This is a genomic window from Pantoea sp. Pa-EAmG, assembly GCF_030024295.1.
GTDB classification, from domain to species: Bacteria; Pseudomonadota; Gammaproteobacteria; order Enterobacterales; family Enterobacteriaceae; genus Pantoea; species Pantoea dispersa.
Genome location: NZ_JASEWO010000310.1, coordinates 1 through 2,552, shown reverse-complemented (window position 1 = coordinate 2,552; position 2,552 = coordinate 1). Strand labels below are relative to the sequence as shown.

Annotated in this window: 4 protein-coding genes; 1 reads left to right on the top strand and 3 read right to left on the bottom strand. The window is 55.2% G+C overall.

Annotation, left to right across the window (positions count from 1 at the left end; translation table 11 throughout):
• Together QMM04_RS22100 and ilvL are read right to left on the bottom strand one after the other, a co-directional pair.
• Window positions 1–149: thiamine pyrophosphate-binding protein (locus QMM04_RS22100; protein WP_282997054.1), on the bottom strand; the 149-nt coding region annotated here is incomplete at its 3' end.
• 149 nt (window positions 150–298) lie between these two features.
• Window positions 299–397 (bottom strand): ilv operon leader peptide, encoded by a 99-nt coding sequence (gene ilvL, locus QMM04_RS22095; protein WP_071531048.1) that lies wholly within the window; start codon window positions 395–397, stop codon window positions 299–301.
• Window positions 398–725: 328 nt separating this feature from the next.
• Here ilvL and QMM04_RS22090 point away from each other — a divergent pair, with 328 nt between their 5' ends.
• Window positions 726–2,246, top strand: a complete 1,521-nt coding sequence (locus tag QMM04_RS22090; protein WP_021507918.1) for a YifB family Mg chelatase-like AAA ATPase — start codon at window positions 726–728, stop codon at window positions 2,244–2,246.
• Between the two features lie 28 nt (window positions 2,247–2,274).
• Here the strand turns inward: QMM04_RS22090 and QMM04_RS22085 are convergent.
• Window positions 2,275–2,552: DUF413 domain-containing protein (locus QMM04_RS22085; RefSeq protein WP_282997053.1), on the bottom strand; the 278-nt coding region annotated here is incomplete at its 5' end.

Below are 2,552 nucleotides of genomic sequence, written 5' to 3'. Positions count from 1 at the left end.
GCACCTTGCTCATGACGACACAGTAGGTGTTCCACGCCGCCATCGTAGAGCGCATCGTACACTGGCATGATTGCGCCGCCAGGATAGCCAAACACTGTGTCGACACTCTGCGCGCGTAAAGCCTGAACTACCCACTGTGCACCTGTCATCGTTATTCTCCTGTATTCCTGGTGGAACAACAGAATTTTATGCTACTGCTCATAATCTGTTCCTCGCTGATTCGCTGATATTTAGCCAGGTCGAAAAAAAACCCCCGGACCTTTCGGTGCGGGGGTTTTTGGAATTCCGGGCTTGATTTTTAAGCCTTTCTTTCTCCAAGCGATGCCCCGCACGGTGGGATAATAATCACCACCACGCTAATCACGACTAGGCTAATCACTTGTAGAAGGGCTTTCATGTGTCGTCTGTTTTTTCGTTAGTTCGAAGTAATACCTACAGAGTTACCATAGTTAGCAGGGGATTTACAATAATTTTCATCGGAAAATTTTATGACGCGCGCAGCTGACGTGCGTTATCGCTTTGTAAGTAAAAGGTTATTCGCATTTGTGATAATTATTCATTACGCCCGCGACGCAACCGTTATTTTGCTTTTGCGATCTGGCTGCGAAAATTAATGAACAGGATGAAAAGCGCAGCGATTTTCCTGAATACCGCTTCAGGATGATAGTTTCAGCGGTCGCCGTGTGGATTTTTTTCAGCAAGGATAAAGGCAACAAGGAGCGGTTATGTCTTTATCGAAAGTATTAACACGCGCGGCGCTCGGAGTGCAGGCTCCACTGGTGACGATTGAAGTGCATATCAGCAACGGTCTGCCAGCATTGACGCTGGTTGGTCTGCCGGAAACCACCGTCAAAGAAGCCCGCGAACGCGTGCGCAGCGCCATTATCAATAGCGGTTTCACCTTTCCGGCGAAGCGCGTCACCATTAATCTCGCGCCAGCTGATTTACCTAAAGAGGGTGGGCGCTACGACCTGCCGATCGCTATCGCCATTCTCGCGGCCTCAGAGCAGCTGCCAGGCGATAAGCTGGCCCATTATGAGTTCCTGGGTGAGCTGGCGCTAAACGGCGCGCTGTGTGGCGTTCAGGCCGCGATTCCTGCTGCCATGGCGGCGCTGCAGGCCGGACGTCAGATGGTCTTAGCGGAGCAGAATCAACAGGATGTCGGCCTGATACAACAGGGTGAAACGCTGGTGGGCAAGCATCTGGTGGAGATCTGCGCTTTCCTGCATAACCAGACGGCGCTGACGGTCGCCCATTACCAGCCTGAAACGGTGCCGCACGAGCAGCAGGACCTGAGCGATATTATTGGCCAGCAGCAGGGACGGCGCGCGCTGGAAATTACCGCCGCCGGTGGCCATAACCTGTTGCTGCTGGGCCCGCCCGGCACCGGTAAGACCATGCTGGCAACCCGACTGCCCGGCATTATGCCGCCGCTGGATGACCAGGAAGCGCTGGAGTGCGCCGCAATTGCCAGCCTGGTCAGCAGCGGTACGCTACATCATCAGTGGCGTAGACGGCCGTTCAGAGCGCCTCATCACAGCGCATCGCTGTATGCGCTGGTCGGCGGAGGATCCCTGCCGCGGCCGGGCGAAATTTCGCTGGCGCACAATGGGGTGCTGTTTCTTGATGAACTGCCCGAGTTTGAGCGCAAAGCGCTGGATGCGTTACGCGAGCCGATTGAGTCCGGTGAAATCGCCATTTCCCGTTCCCGCGCCAAAGTCACTTTCCCTGCGCGCTTTCAGCTGATTGGTGCAATGAATCCCAGCCCGACGGGTCATTATCAGGGGAATCATAATCGCTGCACGCCGCAGCAGGTGCTGCGCTATCTCAGCCGGCTGTCTGGCCCGTTTCTGGATCGCTTCGACCTGTCGCTGGAGATTCCGCTGCTACCGGGCGGCTCGCTTAGCCAGAAGCAGCAGCACAGCGAAACCAGCGCGCAGGTGCGCGCCCGCGTACTGGCCGCCCGGGCGATACAGATGGCACGCGCGGGCAAAGTGAATGCGCAGCTGTCGAATCCGGAGATCGCCCGTGATTGTGTGTTACAGCAGCAGGACGCGGAATGGCTGGAGGAGATCCTGAATGCACTGGGATTATCGGTGCGTGCATGGCAGCGCATCTTAAAGGTGGCGAGAACCATCGCAGATTTAGCGGGTGAACGGCAGATTACGCGTCAGCATCTGCAGGAGGCGGTGGGATATCGCAGTATCGATCGTTTACTAATTTACCTGCATAAAAGCCTGGAATGACAACGGGGCTGAAATCAGCCCCGTCATGTTAATCGTCGCTATCGCTGAAGTCTTCCACCGTGTCCATCTGCGGTTTACCGCCGGACAAGGTATGAAAACGTTTCGGACGCTTGATACGTGCAGTGTATTTTGACCAGACACGTTCAGCCTCAGTCTGCGGCTCACGCAGACCACGACAGACTTCAATAAACAGACGCTCTTCTTCGGTCTCCGGATCGCGCTTAGCGAGATCCAGTTCGTTGAAAGCGTATCCGTGGCGTTCCAGAAGCTGAGCTTCTTTAATGGTGAAATCACCATGACGCGAAA

Coding starts and splice junctions, on each gene's coding strand:
- QMM04_RS22090 (WP_021507918.1), top strand. CDS start 726: ATGTCTTTATCGAAAGTATTAACACGCGCGGCGCTCGGAGTGCAGGCT.
- ilvL (WP_071531048.1), bottom strand. CDS start 397: ATGAAAGCCCTTCTACAAGTGATTAGCCTAGTCGTGATTAGCGTGGTG.